Here is a 3,336-nt window from a genome sequence, read left to right on the forward strand (position 1 = left end):
CTCATGGGCAGATTCGTGTCCGCCACCGGGCAATTCTTAATGGCCACCTACGGGCAGTTCTCCTGTCCGCCCACGGGCACTTTCAAATGTCCATTGACGTTCGGCGTTGTGGACCATCTCGCTGTTTCCTCCACCCGGGACTAGCGAGCCCAGCCGCAACACGGGCGGTCATTCTTCGTACCAATATCCACCATACCCATACTCCCTAGGGCATACCAGCCGCGGAGGTGCCGCTGCACTGCGCGGGCACCCGACCAGGCGTCCTCGCACACGAGCTCGTCGTTGGAGTCCATGCCTTGGTTAAGCCGGGGAAAGGCATGCTGCGCAACCGCTGTCCCAGCACGGGCTGGCACTAGCTGGGGTGCCGAGTCCCCGTATCCTATTGAGTTTAGGGCCACCCAACAGGGAATCTGTTCACTCGGCCGAAAGTGGGGGCACCGTGGTACTACAGCCCCGAACGGCCGTCGTGGACGCCGGACGTTTCTTCGCGGAGCATGAAAGAAAGACGCTAACGACAGCTAAGGACGAAAGAATGACCTTTAGGGTGCCCAGGCCGATATCTCCTCAGGTACACCGGAACTTCGACTTGATTGCGTTGCCAGCAACGTTCGGGCTGGCGTACCGAATGCGCCATCGCAACACCACCCTGGCTACCGTCGTGCTCATCAACGCACTGATAGAGGGTGCCACCCAATTAACCACCGACTACACCGAAGGCGTGCGCCCGCGCGGCAGCCATCGATGGATTAGCTTGCGGGACCATCTGCGGATTACGGCCCTTACCGGCTCCTACATTGCAGGACTGGCCGCAACCCTGGAGGGTCTTCGACCACATGACCGACGATTTCTTCTCGCCACGGCGGTATCAGCGCCACTCCTGGCCATGCTGACCCAGGCTGACCCCCCGGGTTTGATGCACACCGGTTAGGTGTGCAGCCTCTGAGTGGGCTGTGTTCGTAGCGTAATGGATGGTCTCGTACTCCAGGGGTGGGATGCGGCCCAGGCGGTGCATAAGCCGGTCGGTGTTGTCGCGCAAAGAGTTGGGCTGAACCGGAGGGATGGCCCCAATGTTCGAACAACGTGAACGTTGGCTCGAGGAGCTACGCGCGTACACCGACGAGAAAGATTCGGTGACATCGACATCCGGGCGGATGCCCTGGGATGCGATCGTTCGAGAAATCGATGCGGCGTGCAGCGACGCGAGGCCCCACGGCCGCCAACATATCCGCGACTGGCACTCGAGGGCTACTGATCTCACCGACAGTCTCGACTGGATCGGACCAGAGCTCCTAGCCTTAGTCGACACACCCGGCAGGGCGGTCGTCGGGGCGATCACCACTGGCCTGCTTGTCACCACCGCGGGAAAGCCGACACTAGACGACACGATGCGCCCAGCTGTCGGCATCCGTGCCAGCGTCCTCCTCGGCGCGCTGGGCAGTGACGCTCTGTTGGTAGCGGCCTGGCGGGACCTTGTCGCGGCGTGCCGGAGGCTAGACCACACCAGATTCCCGGCGGATCGGATCGCGTTCCTTCGCGACACCCTGGTAGGTCTGATCAAGTATCGCAACCAGGATCTGCACCATTGGAGTCCCATCTCGACGGCTGTGTCCGTTCTGCACGGAGGGGCGGGCAGCGTCGAGCTGGCACAAGAAATGGTTGGCGATGCTGTTCAGGCACCCGCCACGAACCCGCAGACTAGAAGTCGACTGACCGATCAACAGCTCGCTGACCTCGCGGAGCGTTGCATCGTCTTGCCCCCGTCGACGGGCAATTACATCGTGTGGCTTCGTCTATCCCCGGGATTCATCGGGGACGTTGCTTGCGTGACGCACGGCGGGATCACGTTCTACGACGCGATAGACCTCGCACGGGCACTTCTCGACCATGACGTGGCAAGGGGGATGCTTGACGTCGTTCCTGAGGAACTCCTTACAGACGAGATTCGCGACCTCCAAGCCTCCAACTCGGTCGATGGCTGTGTCGGATTTGAGTACGACCCTGAGTTGGTCTACGCGCGAGTCGCCATCACGAACGTCGAACGCCATCGAGCAGTTGACGCAGCACGCACGTACCTCGCTGCCGTGCTGACCGTCGTCGGCGTCCACGAAGGCATGTGGAAGATCCTCGACGGCTATCTGTTTTATGACGGCGAGCCATCTTATCTCCCCGAGGCACGATGGGGTTTGAAGGAGCCGCGCCCCGACCCCGTTTTCCACCAGAACGATCACTTCACCGCGGATCTGGTGGAACTGAACGCCAAGGGGAAGGTGATCACTGCAGAGGCTGCGACGAGTCTTCAACCAGCGCTGCGCCTGTTCACCGCTCTAACCCAGCCACCCCTGTCCGATCCGGAAGGGACAGTGATGGCGGCGGTCCGTGCCATCGAGCACTGCAACACTTGGACAGCACCGGGCCACGGACTTCACTGGAGCGAGTACATCAACCAATTTCTGATCGATGAATACACAGTCAACGCGTTCGCGAGGCGCGTGGGATACGACGGCTTCGCCGCAGTTGTGGCATATCGACCTGACCGGTCACTCGGCGCGGTACCACCACCGGAGTTGGAGACAGTACGCAAGGACATCACCGTTCCCGGGTGGGGAACACGTATCGACATTCGCAAGGTTGTTTCTCACGTCACCACTCTCAAACGCGTGTACGCCCAACACTGGCTCGTGCGACGGCTCGCCGAAACCGAAGATACGTTGTCGTCCGGAACCGCGCTCGCTGCTGCATTCGACGCCGAACGCTACCGCGTCGATTGCATGGTGAAGCGCTTGACGAGATCGCGCAACGCAGCGATCCACGGCGGGCCTCTCTCAGATGCGGCCTGCGGTACGGTAGCGAGATTCGCTGCGACACTTGCTAGGCAAGCCGTAACGGCAGCGATTTGGGCGACCATCAATGGCGAGCAGCTAGACACCTACGCTACGCATCGACGGCATGAGTTCCAGCAGCGGATCCAAAACCTCACACAAGGCGGAGATGTGATGAACCTCTTTCGGCTCACCCCATAGCGGACACTGTGGATTCCGATCGGCTGATCCCTACGGGCTAACTTGTCAGCCTCGCCGACAAGTTGTTCGCCTAAGGTATCGGGTTCTCCGCGCATGTAGGACTGCGGCGGGATCTTGGTATCACGCCAAGCGAAGATGCGGCGCGATTGTCTGTGCGATCGTGTCGGTTTGCTCCAATGACTCTTCCTGCACTTCGCCCCAATTTGTTCCCCCGCCTGGAAGGGTCCCTGCCACGTGGAAATGCACGTGGGCGATCGTCTGATTCGCAGGGATTCCATTGTTTTGCCACACGGCGATTCCCGGCCGCTGGTAGGCG

The 3,336-nt window shown here is 60.9% G+C and carries 3 protein-coding genes; 2 read left to right on the forward strand and 1 reads right to left on the reverse strand.

Translation table 11 applies throughout. The features are described 5' to 3' along the window. Positions 1–532: 532 nt before the first annotated feature. Both H7I57_RS24670 and H7I57_RS24675 read left to right on the forward strand, forming a co-directional pair. On the forward strand, positions 533–928 hold the full coding sequence (locus tag H7I57_RS24670) for a hypothetical protein (RefSeq protein WP_264026740.1): 396 nt from the start codon (positions 533–535) through the stop codon (positions 926–928). A 139-nt stretch (positions 929–1,067) separates the two neighbouring features. Continuing rightward, the gene (locus tag H7I57_RS24675) at positions 1,068–3,020 is read left to right on the forward strand and encodes a hypothetical protein (protein WP_264026742.1); all 1,953 of its coding nucleotides are present in this window, start codon (positions 1,068–1,070) and stop codon (positions 3,018–3,020) included. A gap of 120 nt (positions 3,021–3,140) precedes the next feature. Here H7I57_RS24675 and H7I57_RS24680 read toward each other — a convergent pair. Further along, a partial coding sequence (locus H7I57_RS24680) for an HIT family protein (RefSeq protein WP_504928646.1) occupies positions 3,141–3,336 on the reverse strand: 196 nt, incomplete at its 5' end.

Origin of the sequence: Mycolicibacterium pyrenivorans (assembly GCF_025821625.1) — a bacterium.
In the GTDB taxonomy this organism is placed as follows: domain Bacteria; phylum Actinomycetota; class Actinomycetes; order Mycobacteriales; family Mycobacteriaceae; genus Mycobacterium; species Mycobacterium pyrenivorans.